The organism is Pseudomonas rhizoryzae (assembly GCF_005250615.1).
Lineage (GTDB): Bacteria > Pseudomonadota > Gammaproteobacteria > Pseudomonadales > Pseudomonadaceae > Chryseomonas > Chryseomonas rhizoryzae.
In genome coordinates, this window is the sequence record NZ_SULM01000001.1 from 163603 (window position 1) to 186187 (window position 22585).

Genomic DNA, 22585 nt, shown 5'->3' on the forward strand with positions numbered 1-22585 from the left:
TGAATCGGACCGAAAAGACTCAATATTGTAGTGAGAGGGGCGTCTGGTACGCCCTGTCGCAGCTGTCCCGGATTGAGCGCTGGCTCGAGGAGGTTTCATGAACGACCGTATACAAGCCCTGGTGTTGGACCTGCTCGCCCGATTCGGTCTGGTGAAGGCTATCCCGGTTCCCAGCCGCGAGCGCGAGCGACTGGCGGCCCAGCGTCGTCGCGAGCAACGTCGCTAAGCGGCTACCCTGGCATGGCGAACCGCAGAGCCTCGCACTCTGCGGTTTTTTTTTGGCTTCGCTGAAAGGCCGCTAACTATTTCAGATTGCCACTGAGGAATTGGCGCAGCCGCTCGCTGCGCGGACTTTGCAGTACCTGGCTGGGCGGACCTTCCTCTTCCACCACGCCCTGGTGCAGGAACAGCACCTGGGTCGATACCTCCCGGGCGAACGCCATTTCGTGGGTCACCATCAGCATGGTACGGCCTTCTTCGGCCAGCGCGCGGATCACCTTGAGCACCTCGCCGACCAGTTCCGGGTCGAGCGCCGAGGTGGGTTCATCGAACAACATGATCTCCGGCTCCATCGCCAGCGCGCGGGCGATGGCGACCCGTTGCTGCTGACCGCCGGAAAGAAACGCCGGGTATTGGTCGGCGACGCGCGCCGGCAGGCCCACCTTGTCCAGATACTTGCGCGCGCGGTCCTCGGCTTCGGCCTTGCTCACGCCCAGGGCCTTGCGCGGTGCCAGGGTGATGTTGTCCAGCACGCTCAGATGGCTCCAGAGGTTGAAGTGCTGGAACACCATGGCCAGGCGGGTCCGCAGGTTCTGCAGCTGGGCCGCGTCGGCGACCTTCACCGCGCCGCGGTCGTCAGCCATGCGGATGGTCTCGCCATCCAGGGTCATGGTCACTTCGTTGGGCTGTTCGAGGAAGTTGATGCAGCGCAGGAAGGTGCTCTTGCCCGAGCCGCTGGCGCCGATCAGGCTGACCACATCGCCGGTCTTGGCCTTGAGCGAGACGCCCTTGAGCACTTCGTGGTCGCCGTAACGCTTGTGCAGGCCTTCGACGGTCAGTTTGTACATGGATAGGGATTCCACAGCTGAAAAGAGGTAAGGATCACGGCGAGAGCAGGTAGCCGCTACGGTAGGCCTCGGTGCCCGCCACGTGGGCGATCACCATGCCGGCCGTGGCCATGCGGCGATTGGAGCGTGCATAGAGGATACCGGCGACCGCACTGCGGACCTCTTCCACCTGATCGCTGATGGGATCGATGACGAGCGCCAGCACCTGACCGACCTCGATCCGCTCGCCCACCTGGGCCTTGAGCACCAGCACGCCGCCCTGGCGGGTCGCCACCGGTTCCACGGCCGCCAGGGGCGTGGCGGGTTGCAGTAGGGGCGGCAGCGGGGCGGCGGCGCCGCTCAGGAAGCCCTGATGGCGCAGGTAGTTGACGATGGCCTCGGCATCCGCCGCGGCGAGATCGTCACGCACGTCCAACTGGCCGCGGAGCTCCAGGGTGACCGACAGGCTGCCCATCGGCAGGCGTTCGCCGAAGCGCTGGTTGAGATTCCACCAGAGCAGGGTGAAGCATTCGTCGAAGGACTGGCCACCCGAGTCGGTGGCGAGCAGGCTGGCTTCCGAGCCGAAGTAGCGCGCCAGGGGCTCTACCTGGGGCCAGGCTTCCGGGGTGGTGTAGAGGTGCGCCACGGCATCGAAATCGCAGTGCAGGTCGAGCACCACCTCGGCATCGCAGGCCAGGCGCTGCAAGGTCAGGCGCTGGCTGTCGAGTTGGCTGCTGGCGGTTTCCGCGGCCAGGGCATCGCGGAAGGCCGCGCGCACCAGCGCCTGATTGGCGGCCACGTCGTCGCCCAGGCGCTCGGCGATGGCCGCTTCCACCTGGGTGGTCATGTCGCGGAAGCGGCGGTTGAAGTTCTGTCCGGTCTCCAGCTCGTAGCGACCCAGGTGCACGTCGGCCACCTGCTGGTCCTGGCCGATGGGGTTGGCCACCGGCACCAGGACCACCTCCGCCAGCAGCTCGCCAGCGGCTTCCAGGGCCTTGAGGCGTTGCTTGAGGTGCCAGGCGGTGAGCATGCCGGGCAATTCGTCGGCGTGCAGCGAGGCCTGGATGTAGACCTTGCGACCACTGTCGGCGGGGCCGAAGTGGAAGCTGTGGATGCAGCGCTCGGTGCCCGGGACGGGGGCGACCAGCGCATGGGTGAGATGGCGCATGACTACTCCGGAGCCGCGCGGGGCGCGGCCGCTTGGGTCAGTGGGTCGGGCCGAGGAAGGCCAGCCAGCGGCGCTCCGCGAGGCGGAACAGGCCGATGAGGATGAAGGACACCGTCAGGTACAGCAAGGCGGCCAGGCCGAACGACTGGAAGGTCAGGAAGGTCGCGGTATTGGCGTCGCGGGCGATCTTGAGCAGGTCCGGTACCGTGGCGGTGAACGCCAGGGTGGTGGAGTGCAGCATCATGATCACTTCGTTGCTGTAGAAGGGCAGCGAACGACGCAGCGCCGACGGCAGGATGACATGCACGTACAGGCGCCAGCCGTCCAACCCATAGGCCTTGGCCGCTTCCACCTCGCCGTGGGGCGTGTTGCGGATGGCTCCGGCGAAGATCTCGGTGGTGTAGGCACAGGTATTCAAGGCGAAGGCCAGGATGGTGCAGTTCAGGCCGTCACGGAAGAAGCTGCCCAGCAGCGGCTGGTCGCGCACGACACTCAGGCTGTAGATGCCGGTGTAGCAGATCAGCAACTGCAGATAGAGCGGCGTACCGCGAAAGACGTAGGTATAGAAGCCGATGGGCCAGCGCAACCAGCGCCGCTCGGAGACCCGGGCTACCGACAGCGGGACCGAGACGATGAAACCGATCACCACCGAGGCCACCAGCAGCCAGAGGGTCATGGCCAGGCCGGTGATGTGGTAGCCATCGGTCCACAGCAGGGGTTTCCAGTATTGCTGCAGGAGTTCGATCATCGCTTGGCCTCCCGCACGCCGACGTGATAGCGCCGTTCCAGGGCGCCGAGGATGGCGTTGGTGACAGCGGTGATGAGCAGATAGATGACGCCGGCGACGATCAGGAAATAGAACAGTTTGAAGGTGCCCTTGCCGGCTTCCTGGGCGGCGCGCACCAGATCGGCCAGGCCGATGATGGACACCAGCGCGGTGGCTTTGAGCAGCACCTGCCAGTTGTTGCCGATGCCGGGCAGGGCGAATCTCATCATCTGCGGGAAGGTGATCAGGGTGAAGGTCTGCCAGCGGGTCAGGCCGTAGGCCAGCGCGGCCTCGCCCTGGCCACGCGGCACGGCGAGGATGGCGCCGCGGAAGGTCTCGGTGAAGTAGGCGCCGTAGATGAAGCCGAGGGTGGCGATACCGGCGGCCATGGGATCGATGTCGATGTAGTCCCAGCCCAGGTAGTCGGTCAGGGCGCCCAGCCAGTTCTGCAGGCTGTAGAAGATCAGCAGCATCAGGACCAGGTCCGGTACGCCGCGAATGAGGGTGGTGTAGCTCTGCGCGATGAAACGCAGCGGCGCCAGGCGCGACAGCTTGGCGGAGGCACCGAGCAAACCGAGGATGACCGCTACCACCAGGGCGAAGCCGGCGAGCTGAAGGGTCGTCAGGGTGCCTTCCAGGATCAGCGGGCCGTAGCCATGCAGGCTGAGCGTGCCCAGTCCGATGGACTGCAAGAAGGAGTCGAAGGAATTCTGCTGCATGCGTCTAGAGGGAATCGCCTGATTGGACCTTGGCCGCCGGAGGTATCGGCGGTCCTATGTAAAACGCCCCCGGCGGCACCGGGGGCGTTGGCCGAGCGAGCCTTACTTGGGATCGTAGAGGTTCAGGTCGCCGAAGTACTTCTTCTGGATCTTGTCGTAGGTGCCGTCGGCGTGGATGGCCGCGATGCCCTTGTTGACGAAGGCCTTGAACTCGTCATTGCCCTTGCGGATGCCAATGGCGGTATCAGCCGGCAGCAGGTCGTCGTGGATCGGGGTGTTGACGAAGCCCTTGGCTTCGGGCGACTTCATGAAGCCGTCCTGCGCCTGCAGCATGTCCTGCATGGCGACGTCGATACGACCCGATACCAGGTCGGCGTAGACCTGATCCTGGTTCTGATAGCTCTTCACGTTGACGCCGTTGGGCGCCAGCTTCTGCTTGGCGAAGGTTTCCTGGATGGTGCCCTGCTGGACGCCAACGGTCTTGCCCTTCAGGCTTTCCGCGGTGGCCTGCAGGTTGGCGCCTTCCTTGGTGACCATGGAGGAGGGGCCCGACCACATCAGGTCGGAGAAATCGATCTGCTCGGCCCGGGCCGGGGTCTTGGTCAGGGAGGACAGGATGCCGTCGAATTTGCGCGCGCGCAGGCCGGGGATCAGGCCGTCGAAGTCACTCACTATCCACTTGCACTGGACCTTGAGCTTTTCGCAGATGGCATTGCCCAGCTCGATGTCGAAGCCAACGAAGCTGCCGTCGGCGGCTTGGGATTCGAAGGGTGGGTAGGTGGTGTCCACACCGAAGCGGATCTCTTTCCATTCCTTGGCCATCGCCGAACCGGCGGCCAGGCACAGAGCGAGCGCAGAGAGAGTCAGCCAGCTTTTTTTCATGTCGGATCCTAATTGCGAATGTGGATGAAATCATGGCGCCAGTACGACACCCGTGCCCTCGCGGGAGCAATAAGCTTACCAGTCGGCGAAGATCGTCCCAAATCTGTACGCGTTTGCCGCGTCAGTTACATCCGGTAGCAGCCGCCGTCACGAAGCGGCGCGCATTATGCACTGGAAGGGCGCGGCTTTCCTGCATGGTGCAGACGAATGCACCGCTTTGGGTCGAAAAAGGCGCGGACGAATCATCAATGGGCAAAAAGGTAGCAGAGGACTCCGCTGACCGTGCAGGGTGGACCAAGCGGTAGCATTCGTGAGCGGCACTGTGTGCAAAGGAAACGGGAGCAGGTCCAGATGACAGTGAAAGCAGGCGGCGGACCAGCTAGGGCGTACGACATCCTCGTGGCGACGCCGGCCCAGGCAGAGGCGGTGGAGCAGGGCTTCACGGCCTTCGTGAGCGCCCAGCATCCAGGGCTGGCGGACGAGTCGGCCGACATACCCGTGCACCTGGTGATCAGCGATACGACCGGGGTCATCGCCGGGTTGCTGGGCAAGGTGTTCTGGCAGGGGTTGGAAATCGAGGTGCTTTGGGTGGCCGAGGCCCATCGTCGCGCTGGGCTGGGCCAGCGGCTGTTGCAGCGGGCCGAAGCCGAGGCCCGCGCCTTGGGCGCCACGGTGGCCTACCTGCGCACGGCCCAGGCGGCTGATTTCTACGAGCGCTGCGGCTATCGACATTGCGGCTACCTGCCGCGACCGCTGGGTACCGGTCTGCACAGTTTCTACAAGGAGTTGGTCGATTGACCGGGCCAGCGTGGGGCGGCCAGGCCCTGCGCCTGGCTGTCCTGGTGGCCTTGGCCGCGCTCTATGGCGCCCTGCATGACCAACTGAGCTATGCCCTTGGCCCTGAGTACTTCACCTGCCTGAAGTTTGCGCAATTCGGCTTGCTCGACGAGGGGATCGCGCCGCGCTGGCGCGTGGCCCAGGTGGGGTTGCTGGCTGGGGCTGCGGCGGGCGTGCCCTTGGGACTGGCGCTGCTGGGGTGGGTTCGTCATCGAGGCGGCCCGGACAATCTGCTCTGGCGAGGGGCGGCAGCCGTATTGCTGAGCGCTATGACCCTGGCGGTCGTTGGACTGATGGTCGGCTGGCTTGCACTGGAATTCGGCCACGCTCAGCGCGTGCCCACCTGCGTTCAGGACGCCCGGGGTTTTCTGCTGGCGGCCTGGATGCACGATGGCAGCTACTTGGGCGCGTTGGTGGGGTTGTTGGCGTTCTGCTGGCGCAGCCGCCGCCGGTGATGGCCGGGTAGGCGCTGATCGATGGCGGCTTCGAGGGCGAGGAACGCCAGGGCCACGCTGCCACCGAGCAGGGTGCTGCCGAGGCGTTCGAGGGCGATGCTGGTTTCGGGTGCCCCTGCCAGCGCGACCATGAGGACCGTGGTGGCGGTGATGAAGACCGTTTGCAGCGAGTAGCGACCGTCCTGCAGCAGATAGGCACCGAGCGCGCTGAGCAGGCAACCGCTGGCCAAGACACTGGCGGTGTTGTCGAGCCAGACCAAGGCGCTGGCCAGCAGGCAACCCGCCAGGGTACCGCCGAGTCGGCCCAGGGCGCGCCGCCAGGTGTCGCTGAACCGGGGTTTCAGCACCAGCAGCGCGGTCATCGGCGCCCAGTAGCCATGACCGTAGTCGAGTAGATCGGTCAGTGCCTGGCAGAGGGCGACCACGGCGGCGGCGTAGAAACCGTAGCGCCCGAGGCGGAATTTGTCTTCGAACAGCAGCACCACCTCGTGCAGGTGGGCTTTGAGCGAGCCGGTGCGTAGGCGCCACTGGGAGCGGTAGAGGGCCTTCTGCAGCAGGGCGAAGAGCAGCACTTGCCAGAGGCCACCCGCGAGCACCAGCCCGCTGCGCTGCAGGGCCTGGTGCAGATCGCCGGGAAAGCCGCCGGCCACCAGCAGGGCCACGGTCCACTGCTGGGTGATCCACCAGGGACCGTTACCGACCGCGAATAGCCAGGCGCAGCAGGCCGCCCAGAGTGCCCCGGCCAGGACCAGGGCTGGTGGATAGTGGCCGAGCAGGGAGCCGACCGCCGCAGAAAAGGCCATGCCCAGGACCGCCACCAGCATGGGTGCCAGGGGTTCGGCGGCAAAACTCTTGTAGGCACCGAAGCCGACCGTGTAGGCGCCACCCAGGGCTACCACACAGGGTAGCCAGGCGCCCGTCAGCAAGCCGGTGAGCAGGATGGTCGCCAGTGCCGGCAAGCAGACCAGTGCCAGTGCCCAGCGCGGTTCCCGGGGCGCGCTCAGGGCGCCATCGGTAACGGGCGGTGGCCTGTCGTCTGCCATGGGCTAGGCCAGCAGGTTCTGCAGGATGTCCAGGGTGTCCGCTTCGGCCACCGGCTTGTCATGGCGCCAGCGCAGCATGCGCGGAAAGCGCACGGCAACGCCGCTCTTGTGGCGCTTGGACAGGGCGATGCCCTCGAAGCCCAGCTCGAATACCAGGGTCGGCTCGACACTGCGTACCGGTCCGAACTTCTCCACCGTGGTACGGCGGACGATGGCGTCCACCTTGCGCATCTCTTCGTCGGTAAGGCCCGAGTAGGCTTTGGCGAAGGGCACCAGGGTGCGCTCGGAGCTGTCCGGCGGGCCGTCCCAGACGGCGAAGGTGTAGTCGGAATAGAGGCTGGCGCGTCGCCCATGGCCGCGTTGGGCATAGATGAGCACCGCATCCACTGAGAAGGGATCGACCTTCCACTTCCACCAGGTGCCCATGTCCTTGGTGCGGCCGACGCCATAGAGGGAGTCGCGCGCCTTGAGCATCATGCCTTCCACGCCCAGGGTGCGGGAGGCTTCGCGCTGGCGGGCGAGGTCCTGCCAGTCTTTGCCGTGCAGCAGCGGCGAGGGTCTCAGCAGCGGACTGGCGCAGCGGGCCACCAGGGTTTCCAGTTGGGCGCGGCGCTGTCGTTGCGGCTGGCTGCGCAGATCATGGCCCTGCCATTCCAGCAGGTCATAGGCGAGCAGGATGACCGGCACGTCTTCGAGGATCTTCTTGCCCAGGGTCTTGCGGCCGATGCGCTGCTGCAGCAGGGCGAAGGGCTGGACGCCGAAGGGTATGGGCGCGGCCGGGTCGCGGGTGTCCTGGTGTTCGCTCACTTCCTCGCTGCTGAGCAGGGTGTCGGGCGTGGCGTCTTCCTTCCAGACCACGATCTCGCCGTCGATCACCGTGCCATCGGGCAGCAGGGCCGCCAGGGGATGCAATTCGGGAAAGCGGTCAGTGACCAGATCCTCGCCCCGCGACCAGATCCACAGGCGGCCATCGCGCTTGACCAACTGGGCGCGGATGCCGTCCCACTTCCACTCCACCTGCCAGTCCTCGGCCGGCCCCAATTGCGCCTCGAATTGCTCCACCGGCAGTTGCAGGGCATGGGCGAGAAAGAAGGGATAGGGCTGGCCGCCGCGCTGGGCATGTTCGTCCGGGCTTTCCGCGGCGATCAGGCGCGTATAACCCTCGGCGGTGGGGCGATGGGAGAGATCGGTGTAGCCCACCAGGCGCTGGGCGACCCGCTTGGGATCGAGGTCGGCCAGGGTGGCCAGGGCGCGGGTCACCAGCAGCTTGGAGACACCAACGCGGAATTCGCCGGTGATCAGCTTGATGCAGACCATCAGGCTCTGCCGATCCAGTTGCGCCCATAGCGGCGGCAGGCGTTCGGCCAGCTCTTCTGGCGGCAGGCCCCGCAGCGGCAGCAGATATTCTTCCAGCCAGAAGGCCAGCCCTTCGGCATTGGCGGTATCGGCGGTGGGAATCAGCAGCGCCATGGTCTCGGCCAGGTCGCCCACCGCCTGGTAGCTCTCCTCGAACAGCCATTCGGGCAGCCCGGAAAGGGCCATGGTCAATTCGCGCAGCTGGCGCGTCGGTACCAGGCGTCGTGGGCGACCGCCCGCGAGGAAGTACACCGCCCAGGCGGCGTCCGCAGCCGGCGCGTTGCCGAAGTAGTCCACCAGCGCGGCCAGCTTGGCGTTGCTGGAGGTGGTGGCGTCAAGGCGAGCATAGAGTTCGGCGAAAGCCTTCATGCCTGGGCCTCCGCGGCAACGGGGGTGTCGTCTTCCTCACCGTATTCGGTGGTGAAGCCCTGGGCATCCAGGCCCTGGTCACGCAGGTAGCGCACCAGGGTGGCGACCGAGCCATGGGTGACCATCACCCGCTCGGCGCCGGTCTGCTCGATGGCCCACAGCAGGCCCGGCCAGTCGGCATGGTCTGAGAGCACGAAGCCGCGGTCCACGCCGCGTCGGCGGCGGGTGCCGCGCAGCATCATCCAGCCACTGGCGAAGGCGTCGCTATGGTCGCCGAAGCGGCGGATCCAGGTGCTGCCGCCGGCCGAGGGCGGGGCGATGATCAGCGCCTGGCGCAGCAGCGGATCGCTCTTCTTGAAGTCGCCGGCGTAGTGGGTCTCGGGTATGCGGATACCGGCGTCGCGATAGACCCGGTTGAGCGGTTCCACCGCGCCATGGGCGAGGATGGGGCCTATCTCCGGATCGAGGCCGTGCAGTAGCCGTTGCGCCTTACCGAAGGCATAGCTGTAGAGCACGCTGGCCAGACCCTGGGCCTGGTTGGCCCGCCACCAGGCATTGACCTCGGCGAAGATCTCGCTTTGTGGTCGCCAGCGATAGATCGGCAGGCCGAAGGTGGATTCGGTGATGAAGGTATGGCAGCGCACCGGCTCGAAGGGGGTGCAGGTACCGTCGGGCTCGACCTTGTAGTCGCCCGAGGCCACCCAGACCTCGCCGCGGTATTCCAGGCGCACCTGGGCCGAGCCCAGCACATGGCCGGCCGGATGGAAGCTCAGCTTCACCCCGTGATGGTCGATGACCTCGCCGTATTCCAGGGTCTGCAGGTTGATGTCGGCGCCCAGGCGCGCGCGCAGGATACCGGCGCTGGCCGAGGTCGCCAGGTAGTGGCCATTGCCCACCCGGGCATGATCGCCATGGCCATGGGTGATGACCGAACGCTCCACCGGATGCCAGGGGTCGACGTAGAAATCACCGGGCGGGCAATAGAGACCGTCGGGGCGGGCGATGACGAGGTCCATGGGGAGACTCTGCAGGGCTTCTCCCATAGGAGCGGTAGCGAGGCGTCGGAGTTCGCCCTTGGCTAGGGAGACAGCGCGCCGAGCTCGGCGTAGCCGAGCCGCTGATAACCTGCCAACCTCTGATCGAGTAGCGCCGTCAGGGAGAGGTCGTCGTCGATGTAGACGTCACCGAAGTCGCCATCGGCCAGCAAGGTCGGGTGGGCGATCACCTCGACCGGTCCCCGGGTGCCCAGCAAATCGTCCTGGAGATCCCGGGGCGTGCAGGTGAAGGCGATGCTGCTCGGCGCGCGTGCTGCCAGGCGGCGGTTGATCAGGCGCTTGTACAGCCGTTTCAATGGCCCCAGGTTGCGCCCCAGATTGCGGGCCTGGCGTACCGGCACGCCATGGCTCGCGGCGAAGTCGGCAACCAGGCCGGCCAGGGCCCAGCGATTGTGTACGTGCTGGTGGGAATCCAGATGGCTGGGTGTCACGCCGTGTGCCAGGCAGCGGTCCCATTGGGCCGCCAGTTCCTCCCGCACCGCCTGGCGTTCGCGCGCCCTCAGCACGGGCAACCAGAACGGCAGGCGTAGCTGGAATTGACCTTCGTGGTTGCAGAAGCGTGGGCAGTCACGCAATGCCTGGGTCAGGGGGCTGCCGTAGGTCAGGTTCAGATGCAGGCCTATGCGCCCCTGCAGGTGATGCGCCGCGATCGCCTGGCAGGCTTCGACGAAGGCAGGCATGTTGGCCATCAGGGTTGCGGAGCTGATGACACCCCGGTCGAAGGCGGCCAGGATGATCCGATTTTCTTCCGGCGACAGCCCGAAGTCATCGGCATTGACGATGGCGTAGCGCATTCAGGCCTCCGGCGTCTTGGCGCGCGTGCGGAGGCGGTGCCGTACGCGCTTGAACAGTTGCCAGCCGCTGGTGAGCATGGCCAGGAGAAGGCCCTTGGCGCTTCGGCTGTAGAGACTCCAACGCCAGTGCTCGCAGCTGTCGGTCTGGCGCTCGTGCAGTTGGTGACTGGAGTTGTGCAGGCTCACCCGTGAAGCGTCGACCCACTCCCAGTCGGCCTCCAGCCCCCAGCGCAGCCATTCGTCCAGTAGCAGTCGACCGCTGCCCAGGGCCGCGTAGTCCGGATGGAAGGCGAGGTTGTAGTCGTACAGGCGACCGTCTTGCAGGAAGCCGAGTCGATAGCTGAGGCAGTTGCCCTGATGCTCCAGTAGTAGCACGCGCAAGCGGTCCTCGTCGGCGAGTCCGGAGAGGGCTGCTGTCATCCAGCGTTGCCGTAGGTGGCCGGAAAAGATGCCGACGCCATCCGTACCTTTCCAGCTCAGCGCCTCGACCTCTTGCAGGCGTTCGGCTAGTGCTGGCCAGGTGTCAGCGGTCGGCGCGACGCGGTGGACCCTGGCGCCCAGTTCTTCGCAGCGGCGTCTGGCCCGGCGCAGTTTGTAGCGCACGGGGCCTGAGGGTTCTGCGGCATCTTGCGGCTGGATGCGGTGAACGGGCACCCGGCAGTTGAGGCGTATCCGGGCCTGGGCCGCCGACGCCTGCCAGAGCTTGAAGATCGGCTCGTCCACCACTGTCAGCTCATCGAGTTCGAGCAGGTCGTGGGGCAGGTGTCTCCGGATTTCGGCATAGGCGGCCTGTGTCGCGTCGGGGACTGCTGGATCCAGCGCCAGGGCCAGGCGATCACTGAGCGGATAGCCCAGATGGCGCAGGATGGTCCACCGGATACCCAGGCGCTTTTCCCGCTGCCTTACCAGCGGCAGGTATCCCACCAGCCGCTCCCCTTGCCATATTTGCAGGATCTGCAGCTCGGCTCCGGGCGGTAAGGCCACCGCCGCACCCTGCAACCAGGAGAGACGGTTGAAGGGGGTGGCATGGGGTAGGCGCCCTAACAGCTCCTCATAGGCCGCAGGTGATAGGTCAGCAGGAGCGAGGGTGCGGCTCCAATGGCAGCGGATGGTCATGTTTCCGAGCGCTCGGCGGATAGGCGCCCTGCACGTCGCACGTGTGCGAGGGAAGGAACCTGGTAGCGCCGCCAGCGATGATAGTGGAGGCAGCCGAACAGGCAAAAGACCTGGACTTCCTGGCCCAGCTCCTGGAAATCCAGGCCGACATGTAGCTTTAGTGCTGGCAGGTTGCGCCGGTTGACCAAGGCTCGCGTCCGCGTCATGCCCCTTTGGCGTTGTGCTCGCCAGACGCCGTCCAGCAAGACCACTACGGCTCCGGTTCGACGATAGGCGGGCGCGATTTCTCCGGCGAACTGGTAGGCACAGGCGGGTGGTACAGGCACGAGGCAGCGATAGAGTTGATCGTCGTAGTAGTCCTTGTCGGTGACCCACGTCATGCCGGCGACCTGGTCCTGGGGGGTCAGGATCGCGTAGCCGATATAGCCCCCGTTCATCAGCGCCGTGAGATTGTCGCCGTAATGGTTGAATTCCTCGCTTACGGCGGGCAACAGGTCGGGGGTTATCTCCACTACCCGAAGGTCCTGACGGCGGCGGTGCTCCTTGGGTGGTACCAGGTCACGCTCGAGCAGCACGACCGTCCAGCAATAGCAGCCGAGGCGTTCACCCAGCACGCGCAGACTGCCGAGTAGGCCTTTACGGCGCAGGCGAGAGAAGAACTCCAGTAGCCTAGTCACGGGGTACTCCAGTCGAGCGAGAAGAGGGCGTTCGGCGGTAGCTCGAAGGTCAAACGCTCCGCCGTGCAGGAAACGGCGGACCGCTGCGGACCTTCTGGCAGCAACAGTTCCAACGTAGCGCTGGTGCAATGGGGAGGGGCAGGGGCCAGGGTCACCTGTTGTAGACGCTGCGCCTTGTTCACCCCGACGATGCCCTGCCGATGTGGGGCACTCATGGCCAAGGCATCCACCTCGAAGGCGTCGTTGTCCAGGCCCACCACCCGCTCCAGCCAGTGTTGCCGGACGAAGGTCCAGGCCCGACCGATCGGTTTGGCCGCGAAACTGGTGCCGGTGTTGTGCCAGAGGCCCTTGGGATAGTCATCCTCGTCGGCGAGCTGGAACCAGCTGACCAGGCTCAGCAAGCCATCCTGGCCGCTGGCGATGGCGACCGCTGCCCACCACTGGGCGGCGTACCAGGTGTCCTGCTCGTAGGGGCTCAGGCTGTCGCCGCTGGAGATATTGGTCTGGTCGAGCAGCAGGGCCTTGCGTGGGCGACCCTGGTCGTCCCGGCCGACGAGCTCCGCCGCAGCCTGAATCTCGTCCCGATAGCGGCGGGTGGCGAGGAGGTCACGGAGCATCCACCGGTGCCAGGCGATGGCATCGATGTCGGGGCCATGCTCTTTGAGCAGCGACCGGGCCCAATCCAGGCCACGGCGGCTGGCGGCATCGTCGCAAAAGGGACCGTTGATGAATTGCGCGCTGGCCGGCATGGCGATGCGTACTCCGACCGCGTGCGCCCAGGATACCGCCTTGACCTGGCTCAGCATGGTGCCGAAGTAGCGGGAAAAGGCCGCATAGCTGGGATAGTTGAGATTGGGTTCGTCAGCGAAACTGAGATAGTGCAGGCCACCCTTCAGGGCGCGCGTGTCTTCCAACCATCTCGTCAGGGCAAGCCCGGTCTGCGGATCGGCCTCCAACACGGCTTGCCGGCCTGAAGAGGCGAGCAGGGTGACGTCGAAATCCAGATCGAAGCGCTGGCGATAGTCCTGGCGTACCTCTAGCTCTCGCTGAGGTGCGCGGTTGAGGACATCGGCGAAGCTGTACAGGCCCGCGCCCTGAACCCCGAGATCGGCGAAGTCCTTACGCAAAGGGGGTGGTATCTGAGCATAGGGCAAGCCAACGCCCAGGCGAGGCGTGGGGCCGGGAGAGTCCTGACGCAGGCGTAAATCGACCTGACCAGGTGCCTGCTGCAAGGGGTGCAACTGGGCCGGGTCCTGAGCGAAGAGATTGGCGGTGCCATCCAGCCAGAAGGAGACCTTGCCGGAGCCGATCAATCGCAACTTGAAGACTCGATCCTGGGCGGCAACCGGGAGTTCGAGCCAGTCGAAGTCGCGGTAGCGCGCATGGCGCTGCAGTGGCAGGCGCGCGCCGGTCACACCGTTCTGTGGCTGGACCACCAATGCCTCGACGCCGCCCTGGTATTTGCCATTCAGCACGGCGTGCTCGCCCGCGCCGACCTTGAAGTACAGTTCGACACCGGGTGCGACATCGGCGGTCAGATGCAACTTCGCCGGCTCGAACTGCGCCTTGGTGGCGGCGTCGTGGGTAAGGCGGTAATTGCGAAAGCTATAGCCCGGCACATCGAAGCGATAATCCAGCGGACTGGCGGGGAGGGCCAGCCGAGCCGAGCCACGGGTCTGGTCGGCGGCGATATCCAGTTGCTGCTGCAGGTGGCCAGACCCATCCAGCAGATAGAGCTGCTCGCGATTGGCCGCTGCCTGCCAGGCCGGGCGCCAGTCGACCGTCAAGGCATCGCCCGTGGCGGTCTGCAGATAGAGGTTCCCGGAGCGCAGCTCCTGCCAGGACATCGACGCCGCCTGGGCGCCGCCCAGCCACAGGGCCAGGCTACTCAGCAACAAGGCTTTCATCCGGTTCTCCGTTCGCGCCATAGCCGACGCAGCAGGTGCAGATCGCTCGGTAATAGCAACAACGTCCGCTGCCACGGGGTATGGCTCAGGCGGCAGAACAGCACCAGCATGCCCAGCGTGGCGAGCAGATAGGCGAGCGAGGAGGCCAGGCCTGCGCCAACGATGCCCAGGCGCGGAATGAGGACCAGATTGACGGCCAGATTGAGCAGCGTCGCCAGCCCCAGCAGCAGGGACAGGCGTCCGGGGTGCCCTTTGCCCAACAGGTCGAGCCGCAGGATGCTGGCGTAGCACAGGGCGAACACCCCGGGCAGCAAGGCCAGCAAGGCGGGATAGGCCGGTAGATAGGCCGCCCCGAACAGCAACCGGATCAGGATCTCGCCTAGCGCGGCCAGGACCAGGCAGGCCAGCAGCATCACCGTGGCGGTCAGGCGCAAGGCCAGCGGGGTAAGGGTCTCGATTCCCTGCTCCTGTTGCAGCAGGCGCTTCATCAATGGCGTGGTCACGGCTTCCGGCACGATCAGCAGCAATTCCACGGCGGCCGTGGCCATGGCGTATTGACCGACCGCGCTGCTGCCCAGCAGGCTGGCGATAAGCAGGTAGTCGGCGCGCAGCAGGAGCTGCCGGAACAGCACGTCGGGATGGCTACGACCGCTGAAGCTGAGCAGCTCCCGGGCGCTGCCCGGCTGCCAGCGTGGTCGCGCTGCGCCGCTCCGGGTCAGCCAGGCCCAGCCCACCAGCGCCACCACCGACAGACCGAGCAGCCAACTGGCCAACGCCGCCAGGAGCGGCTGATCGCGCCATACCAGCCACAGCGCCAGCAGCAAGATCAGCGGCAGGCTGGATTCGAGCAGGCGCAGGCTGTTGAAGGCCGTTACGCCACCGCTGGCGTTGTGCAGGGTCAGCAGGCCGCCCTTGAGCACCGTCAGGGGAGTCGCCAGGAGCAGTAGCCAGATCGTGAGGCCGAGTTGCCTGACCACATCGAGTTCCAGGCCGAAGTGACGCAGGAGGACGATGCCGACCAGGGTCGCCCCGGTGGCGAGCAGGCAGCCGAAGACCAGCAGTTGGCTGAGCAGCAAGCCGAGACAGCGTTGCTGGGCGGCCTGGACCCCGATGGCAGTGTTCAGGCCGCCACTGGTGGCCGCGGCGATCAGGTCCGGCAGGGAATTGAGCAGGGCGAACAGGCCCCGATCCGCCGGGCCCAGCAGCCGGGCCAACAGGACGTTACGGGCCAGGCGCAAGACGATGCTGGCCAGCCGGGTCGCCAGGCTGAACAGCAGGTCAGCGCGATAGCCCTTCATTGCCGGGCCGCCTTGAACAGGCGCCAGCCAAGGCGCCCCGGACGCTGGGCCGTAACCTGGCCGACGTCGATCCGCGGCAATGCCAGGGGTGGGCTGTGCGGTCTCACCAGGCCGGGCGCCGTGCCCAGGGCGAAGCGATAGCCCAACTGGGAAATCGCCTCCCGTACCCTGGCGTCGTGGTCGCCGTTGGGATAGCAGTAGATCGGCAAGGGCTGGGCGCATTCCGCGGCCAGGGTTTGCTGGGAGCGGCGCAGATCGAGCTGGGCGGCGGCGGGCGTCAGTTGGGTGAGGATGGCGTGCGCCGCGCCATGGGGCCCGAAGCGCACCAGTCCTGACCGCTCCAGCAGGCGCACCTGTTCCCAGTCCAGGCCATGGGGCTGGGCGGAGGGCGGACACAGGGCCGCCAATTCATCCAGCCGCGCGGGGGGCAGCTGCTTGAGCTGCGCCAGGTAGTGGCCCAGCAGCAGGCTACGGGTCTGGCTGGGATCGGTTTGCAGGAGTCGCGTGGGAGTCCTGAGGTCGAGTTCGGCGAGCCGTGCGAGCAAGGGGCTGGCGGCATGGCTAGCGGGCGCTTGCCAGAGCAATTCGCCGATGGCCTCCCACCAGAACGGCTTGCCGCTGCCGATGTGATCGGTCGACAGGAAGATGCTGGCAGGCAGCGAGTGCTGGCGCAGCAGCGGAAAGGCGAGCTCGGCGTTGTCGCGCCAGCCATCGTCGAAGGTGAGGGCGAGGCGGGGGCGTCGGCCAACGCCCGGTTGCAGCAGCTCTTCCAGGGGCACGCAGTCGAAATGCGTGCCGATCCAGTCCAGCAGGCGGGCGAAGGTGGGTAGGCCCAGGCACAGCGCCGCGCGATGCGGCGGACTGGCCAGCGGGTCGTCAGCCACCACCCGGTGCAGCATGAGAATGGTGCCGGACGCGCGGAGCTGTCGACGGGCCAGGGTCGCCAGATAGAGCCTGCCGATCATTTGCTTGAGCAATGCCTGGGGAATCATGTCAGCGGTTCTGCTCCGGATTCCACAGGGTATAGCGCCGTCCGGCGAGGAATTGCAGGAGGCCTACCGTCATACCGGCCAGGGTGACCAGCAGGAAGGCGGCGAGGCGAAAGGGGCGCGGCAGGCGACCGCCTCGATCCAGCAGGCCCAACAGGGCACCGCCATAGGCCAGCAGCTGGCCCGCTAGGGTCAGTTGATAGAAGGGCGAGGCGAGCAGCATCAGGTTGCTGAGCAGCAACGGCAGCAGGGCGAGGGGCGCCAGGCGGCGCAGCAGCTTGTGGCTGATCAGCGCCAGGGCATAGCGCCCATGTCGCCAGGGATTGAGCAGGGCCTTGCGTTGCGCCAGGCTCTGCAGGCCACCGACGGTGACGCGCAGGCGCCGGCGGAACTGGCGTTCCGGGGCGTCGACGCCCTGGTCGAGGACCCGGGCAGCGTCCACGTAGGCGATGCGCCGGTGAGCCGCCGGTGCGCAGGTGCTGAGGAAGAAATCGTCGTTGACGTCGGCCGGGACAGGGCTGAACAACTCGCGGCGCAAGGCCAGCAGGGCACCGTCGACGGCCACCGTGCAGCCGAGGCGATCCTCGGCCTCGCGCAACCAGCCTTCGTAGCGCCGATACAGGCTGTCGCCCAGGCTGAGGCCGGTACCGGTCTGGAGGATGCGGAGATTGCCGCCGCAGGCACCTACCTGCGGATCCGCCAGCGGTCCGAGCAACTCGGCCAGGGTGGTCGGTGCCCAGCGATTGTCGGCATCGGTGAACACCAGGATCTCACCACTACTCGCGGTCACGGCGGCATTGAGCGCCGCCGCCTTGCCGACCCGGGGCAGGTCCAGTACCCGCACCCGGTCGTCCGCCACGGCTCGCGCCAAGGCCACGGTGGCGTCCGTGGAACCATCGCTGGCGACCAGGATTTCGAGCGCTGCGGGACGATAGGTCTGGGTCAGCAGGCTGGCGAGCTTGGCCTCGATGTGGCGTGCCTCGTTGTGCGCGGCGATCACCACGCTGACCCTGAGCGGCGGAGCGATAGACCTGGGCCGCCGCGGGGTCAGCCAGCCGCACAGGGTGATCGCCAGGGGAAAGCCGAGGTAGGCATAGAGGGGGATGGCCACGCTCGACCAGAAGATCCATTCAGCCACGACGCGGCCTCCCAATCCTTAGGTTGAATAGCTGTAATAGCGCTGCCGCAGCCCCCAGATGGAGGCGTATGCCATGCAGCAGCCAGAGCTGCAGCACCAGCAGGAGCTGCCCCTGGCGCAGGGTCTGGCGCAAGGCCAGGGCCAGAGGCAGGAGCAGCACGCCGCTCAGGCCACCGGCCAGGGCTAAGGGTGAGCCCAGCAGCAACCCGATCAGCGCCAGTAACGAGCAACCCGCAGCGAACAGGCACAGCAGGGAAAAGCGCCATAGGCCAAGGCTGGCCCGCTGCCCGGCCAGGTGACCGCTCTGGCGCCACAGTTCCTTACCTAGCCATTCGCGCCAGGACGCCTCGTAGCCCCAATGCCAGACAACGGGCTCGGGGATGGCCAACTGCTTTGCACCAAGGGTATGCAGGCGCAAGCCGAGATCCTTGTCCTCACCGGTGTTCAACTGTTCGTCGAAACCGCCGACCCGCTCGAACCAGGCCCGCGACAGGCAGAGGGCGGGGGTGGGTAACCAGGTGCGCCAGCGTCGTCTTGCGCTGCCCAGGCTGCGTCGTTGCCAGGCCCGGGCGTACCAGGGCGCTACGCTCGGCGCCAGGCAATCCAGGGTGAAGGCATCAGCGCCGGCAGCGCGTTCCCGCTGCCAGATCAGCAGCCAGTCAGGCGGCACCTCGATGTCGGCATCCAGAAAGGCCAATTCGGCATGGCGGGCCTGGCGAGCACCCAGGTTGCGTACCCCGGCGATCGTCAGGCCGCGTCCGTCGAGCACCTGGGCGCCCAGCGCCCGGGCCAGGGCGGGCCCGCTATCGCTGGAGCCGTTGTCGACCACGAGGATTTCCGGCTGCAGCTCGGCCCGGCTGGCCGCCTGGGCCACGGCCATGAGGGTTCGCTCGATGTGGCGCGCCTCGTTGTACAGGGGTATCACGATGCTCAGGCTCATGTCGGCTGCCCCGCCTGTGACGCCTGACGTTCGGCCTGATCGCGGACGACGCTGGAGAGCGCCAGCAGCGCCCAGAAATACTTGTGGTTGGGAATGCTCAGGAACGCCATGAACAGGCTCACCACCAGCAGGCTCAGCCCCAGATGCATGGCGAGATCGCCCAGCCGCTGTTGGCCTTGGGCAGACCAGACACGACTGGCACAGCGGAAGTTGTTCAAGGCCAAGACGATCATGCCGACGAACAGGAGGCCGGCAGGGACGCCGAACTCGCTGAACATTTCGAGGTAGGTATTGTGGGCGCGTCGAAAGAGATCCGGCACTTCGAGACCGGCGGAATAGGCGCTGGCATATCCGGTCGTCGCGTAGTGATAGGGAAAGGTGCCCGGACCGGAGCCGAACCAGGGCTTGGCGGCGATCATCGCCTCGCCCACCGTGATATAGGAGGCGCGCCGGCCAAGGGAGGGATCTTCCTGGGGATTGATGCCCTCGCCGAGGCTGCTCAGGGTGGCGATGCGTTCCAGGTAAGAAGAGGGCAGCACGGCCACCAGTGTCGGCAGCAGTATCGCGCCACCCAGCACGACGAAGCCGAAGTGCTTCGGGCGCAGCCAGCGTAGGCGATGGCGGTGATGCCACAGGCCGATCAGAGCGGCCAGCATCGCCACCAAGAGGCCCGAGCGCGAGTCGGTCTTGACCAGGCCTGTGCAGAGCAGGGCCAGGCTGAGAAGCCACACCAGTTTGGCGCTGGTCTGGCGTTCATACAGGAGTAGCAAGGCCGCCAGCGGTATCGCGACCGCGATCAGCAAGGCGAAATAGTTGGCATCGCTGAGTAAGCCAATGGCTCGTCCACCCACTTCGTGGCCTTTGCTCAACAGACTCAGCAGGCAGGTCAGGGCCACGCCGAGCGCCACCAGCCGACACAGCCAGAAGAGGTCGAACTCCCTGAGCGTCAGCAGGACGATGGGAAATAGCACCATGCCGATGAACAATTCGCGCAGGTTGCTCAAGGAGGCGTCCGGCCGCTCGCTGTAGACGAGACTCAAGGCGGTGCACAGCAGAAACAGGACCAGCAGGCGCCAGATATTGCTGCGCAGGTCGCGAAGCGGACTCTGGCGCAGCACCAGGCGGAGCAGCAGGATCGCCAGCATGGCGCCGCCGACCAGCTTGGGAGCGCTGTACGCGCCTTCGCTGACCAGATCCTCGAAGGGCACCAGGGCGAGCAGGCCCACGGCGCCCCAGGCTGGCCGTCGCAGCAGCACGGCCAAGCCGGCCAGGCCGAGCATGGCCAGGGGCGCGAGGTATGGCCAGGGGCTCGCCAGCAAGCCAAGGCTGAGCAGGCCCAGCAGGGTGCCGAAGAGCATGACGGTCATGTCGCCTGTCCTCGGCTAACCTGGCTGTAGAGCCTAAGCCAGAAGGCCGCCAGGCACGGCAGATGATAGTCCTGCACCTGGCGAAGTTGGGCCTGCCGGGCCAGCGCCTGGGCCAGGGCCGGATCATCGAGCAGGCGAGCGATGCTCGCCTGGAGCTGTTTGGTATCACCGGCAGGGACCAGCAGGGCACTGCGTTCATGCTCGAGCATATCGGGCACGCCACCGACGGCGAAGGCGACGATAGGCACCCCGGCGCGCATGGCTTCGAGGACCACCAGGGGCGTACCCTCGGTCCGCGAGCTGAGCACCAGTACCGAGAGGCGGCGCAGCCAGGCCTGGCTGTCGTCTTGGTAGCCGGGCAATTCGATGCGCTGGGTCAGGTGCTCCGTTGCCAATCGCTTGCCTAGAGCGGGCGCCTCCGGGCCATCGCCCAGCAGGATAGCGCGCACCTCGGGGCGGGCCTGACACAGGGGGATCACGGCATCGAGGAACAGATCCGGTCCCTTCTCGCTGCTCAGGCGGCCGATGAAGCCGATCCGCGGCGCAGCCTGCGCTTCTACCTCGCCAGGATCGGATGTTCCGGACAGCGCGGGGAGGCCGTTGGGAATCACGCAGAGGCGCTCGGCGGGGATGCCATGCTTCAGGTGCAGACGTTCCAGGGCGCGGGAGACACAGACCACCCGGCTGATACCTGGGCTGCCGGCGATGGCCAGGGCCAGGCGAGTGTAGAGGCGTTGCTTGAGACTGCGCGGCGTGAAGCCGTGTTGGGTGAGCAGCAAGGGCAGGTCCAGGCGGCGCGCGGCCACCCACGCGAAGACCTGGGCCTTGAAGTTGTGGGCGTTGAGCACCACGGCGCGCCCGCGTAGGTGGCGCATCACCGCGGAGAGCCCCGAGCAGCTCGTGCAGCAGATACCGGCGGCGCGAAAACGGGCCAGCAACGCGGCCGGCGCCTTGATGAACAGCACTTCGTGGCGTCCCGGCACGTGCAGGCAGTGATCGAGCAGCATGCGCTCGGCGCCATAGAAGCCGCCGCTGTGGATCAGGTGCACCACGGCTGGCAGGTTCATCGCCACAGGCAATGCCACAGCCAGCGCAAGGAGCCGCGACGATAGGGGTTGCCCGTCACCCGGCGCTGGCTGTTGAGCACCATCAGCACCGGCAGATTCAGATGCTGCTGAATCTGGTTGGGATGCTTGAAACGATGGTCGAAGAATTCACGGATGTACCCCAGGGCAATCGCCAGCAGCAACCCGGTCAGCAGACCCAGCAGCACGACCTGCAATGGGCGCGGGAAGGCTGCCTGGGTGGGTTCTTGCGGATTGCTGAGAATGCGCGCATTGGAGGGCAGATTCTCGATAAGGTTGAGATCGCGGCTTTCCTCGTAGCGCTGCGTGTAGGTGAAGAAGGCCTTGTGCAGGGCATCGATTTCGGTATCCAACTGCCGCAGACGCCCCTCGATGTCCTGCAACTGGCGTACCCGGGTCTTGTATTCGTCGATGCGCGCCGTTTTCTGGTCGATCACCGCTTGCAGCGTCTGCTGATTGGCTTGGCGTTCGCGAATGCGGTTCGCCACGATCTTGAGGAATTCCTGATGAGTGCGGTCGATCTGGGCGCGCTGTTGTTGCATGGGCACGCTATCGGGCTGAAAGACATAGGCGGCATTGCCGTAGCGACTGATCTGCTGGATCAACTGATCGCCCAGCTGCTTGATCTCGCTGTCTTCGTAGGCGACGCCATTGACCGTATTGGTGAAACTGAAGGGAAAGGCATAGTCGCTGGGGCGACGCTTCTTGGCTTCGAGCAGATTCTTTTCCAGGTATTCCAGCCAGTGCTGGCCTTCCAGGTAACGGTCACGATAAGTGTTGAGCGACGACTCCTCGGTGCTGATCGCATTCAGGCGGAAGGTGGTATCCTGATTGGGATCGACGGAGTTGACGCTCTGCAACAACTGGATGCGCTGGTTCTCCAGGGCGTCCAGCCGCTCGCCGTACTGGGCTTTCTTCTTTTCATAGAAGGCCTCCGGCAGGTCGTTCGACTGCAGGGCGCGGCGCCGCTCCAGGTAGTTATGCAGCAGGCGATCGACGAACAGCGTGCCTTGGGCGGGATCGCGCGACTTGAGGTCCACCGAGATGACGTTCGAACCCGGCAGGGTGGCGATCTTCAGATTCTTGATGGCATCAGCGGTGTATTCGTCCAGCAAGGTTTCCTTGGGCGGCGCAGGCTCTCCGCCGAGCAGACGGTGCAGCGGATCGATCACGATCGAGCGCAGGGGGGCGATCACCAGGGTCTTGAGCGGTAATACGAACAGGCGTTGCACCAAGGTCGGACGCAGTTGGTAGTGCCCCTCGGCGACGAGCTGCGCCAAGGTGCTGCGAATCAACGTGGGCGAGCGCAGGATGTCGCTCTCGGTTTCCATGTCGGCCAGGGTCAGCGGCAGATACTTATCCGCATCCGGGGTGAGAACGCCATTGGGATCGCTCTGGGAAAGCTTCTTCGACTGTACGATGACCTGGCCGGAAATGTCGTAATGCTTGGGCAGCAGCAGCGCCAGGGCCAGGGTCATCAGGGTGAAGACCAGGAATACCCGCTTGATCAGGCGACTGTTGGCGAAGAACACCCGCAGGAATTCGTGGAGATAATTTTCCATCTTGTTCATCGTGGAC

Annotated in this window: 22 protein-coding genes; 3 read left to right on the forward strand and 19 right to left on the reverse strand. The window is 65.9% G+C overall.

Annotated features, from left to right (window positions below; translation table 11 throughout):
• Nucleotides 1-97: 97 nt before the first annotated feature.
• Nucleotides 98-226 (forward strand): hypothetical protein, encoded by a 129-nt coding sequence (locus tag FAZ11_RS25135; protein WP_257787172.1) that lies wholly within the window; start codon nucleotides 98-100, stop codon nucleotides 224-226.
• A 76-nt stretch (nucleotides 227-302) separates the two neighbouring features.
• Here the strand turns inward: FAZ11_RS25135 and FAZ11_RS00740 are convergent, their stop codons facing one another.
• The 5 genes from FAZ11_RS00740 to FAZ11_RS00760 all read right to left on the reverse strand — a co-directional run bounded on the left by FAZ11_RS00740 (nucleotide 303) and on the right by FAZ11_RS00760 (nucleotide 4581).
• Nucleotides 303-1067 (reverse strand): ABC transporter ATP-binding protein, encoded by a 765-nt coding sequence (locus tag FAZ11_RS00740; RefSeq protein ID WP_058764099.1) that lies wholly within the window; start codon nucleotides 1065-1067, stop codon nucleotides 303-305.
• Nucleotides 1068-1101: 34 nt separating this feature from the next.
• Nucleotides 1102-2214, reverse strand: a complete 1113-nt coding sequence (locus FAZ11_RS00745; RefSeq protein WP_058774372.1) for a succinylglutamate desuccinylase/aspartoacylase family protein — start codon at nucleotides 2212-2214, stop codon at nucleotides 1102-1104.
• Nucleotides 2215-2251: 37 nt separating this feature from the next.
• Nucleotides 2252-2962 (reverse strand): ABC transporter permease, encoded by a 711-nt coding sequence (locus FAZ11_RS00750; protein ID WP_058774373.1) that lies wholly within the window; start codon nucleotides 2960-2962, stop codon nucleotides 2252-2254.
• The gene (locus tag FAZ11_RS00755; RefSeq protein ID WP_058764092.1) at nucleotides 2959-3699 is read right to left on the reverse strand and encodes an ABC transporter permease; all 741 of its coding nucleotides are present in this window, start codon (nucleotides 3697-3699) and stop codon (nucleotides 2959-2961) included. The genes FAZ11_RS00750 and FAZ11_RS00755 overlap by 4 nt, the downstream gene beginning before the upstream one ends.
• Before the next feature lie 102 nt (nucleotides 3700-3801).
• Nucleotides 3802-4581 (reverse strand): transporter substrate-binding domain-containing protein, encoded by a 780-nt coding sequence (locus FAZ11_RS00760; RefSeq protein ID WP_058764090.1) that lies wholly within the window; start codon nucleotides 4579-4581, stop codon nucleotides 3802-3804.
• A 351-nt stretch (nucleotides 4582-4932) separates the two neighbouring features.
• On the opposite strand from FAZ11_RS00760, the gene FAZ11_RS00765 reads away from it, so the two are divergent.
• The gene (locus FAZ11_RS00765; protein WP_081049568.1) at nucleotides 4933-5379 is read left to right on the forward strand and encodes a GNAT family N-acetyltransferase; all 447 of its coding nucleotides are present in this window, start codon (nucleotides 4933-4935) and stop codon (nucleotides 5377-5379) included.
• Nucleotides 5376-5873 carry a hypothetical protein gene (locus FAZ11_RS00770; protein ID WP_058774375.1) on the forward strand — a complete coding sequence of 166 codons (498 nt, stop codon included), beginning with the start codon at nucleotides 5376-5378 and terminating at the stop codon, nucleotides 5871-5873. The genes FAZ11_RS00765 and FAZ11_RS00770 overlap by 4 nt, the downstream gene beginning before the upstream one ends.
• Here FAZ11_RS00770 and FAZ11_RS00775 read toward each other — a convergent pair.
• The 14 genes from FAZ11_RS00775 to FAZ11_RS00840 form a co-directional block, all read right to left on the reverse strand.
• Nucleotides 5816-6916, reverse strand: coding sequence for an FUSC family protein (locus FAZ11_RS00775; protein ID WP_058774376.1), 1101 nt, complete (start codon nucleotides 6914-6916; stop codon nucleotides 5816-5818). The genes FAZ11_RS00770 and FAZ11_RS00775 overlap by 58 nt on opposite strands.
• Before the next feature lie 3 nt (nucleotides 6917-6919).
• Complete coding sequence (locus FAZ11_RS00780; RefSeq protein ID WP_058774377.1) at nucleotides 6920-8641, reverse strand: ATP-dependent DNA ligase; 1722 nt, start codon at nucleotides 8639-8641, stop codon at nucleotides 6920-6922.
• The gene (locus FAZ11_RS00785; RefSeq protein ID WP_137279338.1) at nucleotides 8638-9657 is read right to left on the reverse strand and encodes a ligase-associated DNA damage response exonuclease; all 1020 of its coding nucleotides are present in this window, start codon (nucleotides 9655-9657) and stop codon (nucleotides 8638-8640) included. Before FAZ11_RS00785 ends, FAZ11_RS00780 begins: the two co-directional genes overlap by 4 nt.
• Before the next feature lie 62 nt (nucleotides 9658-9719).
• Nucleotides 9720-10490 (reverse strand): carbohydrate deacetylase, encoded by a 771-nt coding sequence (locus FAZ11_RS00790; protein WP_058774378.1) that lies wholly within the window; start codon nucleotides 10488-10490, stop codon nucleotides 9720-9722.
• Nucleotides 10491-11606 carry a GNAT family N-acetyltransferase gene (locus FAZ11_RS00795; RefSeq protein WP_058767505.1) on the reverse strand — a complete coding sequence of 372 codons (1116 nt, stop codon included), beginning with the start codon at nucleotides 11604-11606 and terminating at the stop codon, nucleotides 10491-10493.
• On the reverse strand, nucleotides 11603-12283 hold the full coding sequence (locus FAZ11_RS00800) for a GNAT family N-acetyltransferase (protein ID WP_058767504.1): 681 nt from the start codon (nucleotides 12281-12283) through the stop codon (nucleotides 11603-11605). The genes FAZ11_RS00795 and FAZ11_RS00800 overlap by 4 nt, the downstream gene beginning before the upstream one ends.
• Nucleotides 12280-14190, reverse strand: coding sequence for a hypothetical protein (locus FAZ11_RS00805; RefSeq protein ID WP_058767503.1), 1911 nt, complete (start codon nucleotides 14188-14190; stop codon nucleotides 12280-12282). The genes FAZ11_RS00800 and FAZ11_RS00805 overlap by 4 nt, the downstream gene beginning before the upstream one ends.
• Entirely contained in the window at nucleotides 14187-15488 is a 1302-nt protein-coding gene (locus FAZ11_RS00810; protein ID WP_058767502.1) for a lipopolysaccharide biosynthesis protein, read from the reverse strand. The genes FAZ11_RS00805 and FAZ11_RS00810 overlap by 4 nt, the downstream gene beginning before the upstream one ends.
• A complete protein-coding gene (locus tag FAZ11_RS00815; protein WP_058774379.1) occupies nucleotides 15485-16480 on the reverse strand; it encodes a polysaccharide deacetylase family protein in 996 nt (331 codons plus the stop codon). The genes FAZ11_RS00810 and FAZ11_RS00815 overlap by 4 nt, the downstream gene beginning before the upstream one ends.
• A 1-nt stretch (nucleotide 16481) precedes the next feature.
• Nucleotides 16482-17615: a glycosyltransferase gene (locus tag FAZ11_RS00820; RefSeq protein WP_058774380.1), complete on the reverse strand. Its 1134-nt coding sequence runs from the start codon at nucleotides 17613-17615 to the stop codon at nucleotides 16482-16484.
• Nucleotides 17608-18555 carry a glycosyltransferase family 2 protein gene (locus FAZ11_RS00825; RefSeq protein WP_058774381.1) on the reverse strand — a complete coding sequence of 316 codons (948 nt, stop codon included), beginning with the start codon at nucleotides 18553-18555 and terminating at the stop codon, nucleotides 17608-17610. The genes FAZ11_RS00820 and FAZ11_RS00825 overlap by 8 nt, the downstream gene beginning before the upstream one ends.
• Complete coding sequence (locus FAZ11_RS00830; protein WP_420849655.1) at nucleotides 18552-19922, reverse strand: O-antigen ligase family protein; 1371 nt, start codon at nucleotides 19920-19922, stop codon at nucleotides 18552-18554. The genes FAZ11_RS00825 and FAZ11_RS00830 overlap by 4 nt, the downstream gene beginning before the upstream one ends.
• Complete coding sequence (locus FAZ11_RS00835) at nucleotides 19919-20989, reverse strand: glycosyltransferase family 4 protein (RefSeq protein WP_058774382.1); 1071 nt, start codon at nucleotides 20987-20989, stop codon at nucleotides 19919-19921. Before FAZ11_RS00835 ends, FAZ11_RS00830 begins: the two co-directional genes overlap by 4 nt.
• A complete protein-coding gene (locus tag FAZ11_RS00840; RefSeq protein ID WP_058782266.1) occupies nucleotides 20986-22578 on the reverse strand; it encodes a GumC family protein in 1593 nt (530 codons plus the stop codon). Before FAZ11_RS00840 ends, FAZ11_RS00835 begins: the two co-directional genes overlap by 4 nt.
• Nucleotides 22579-22585 lie beyond the last annotated feature (7 nt).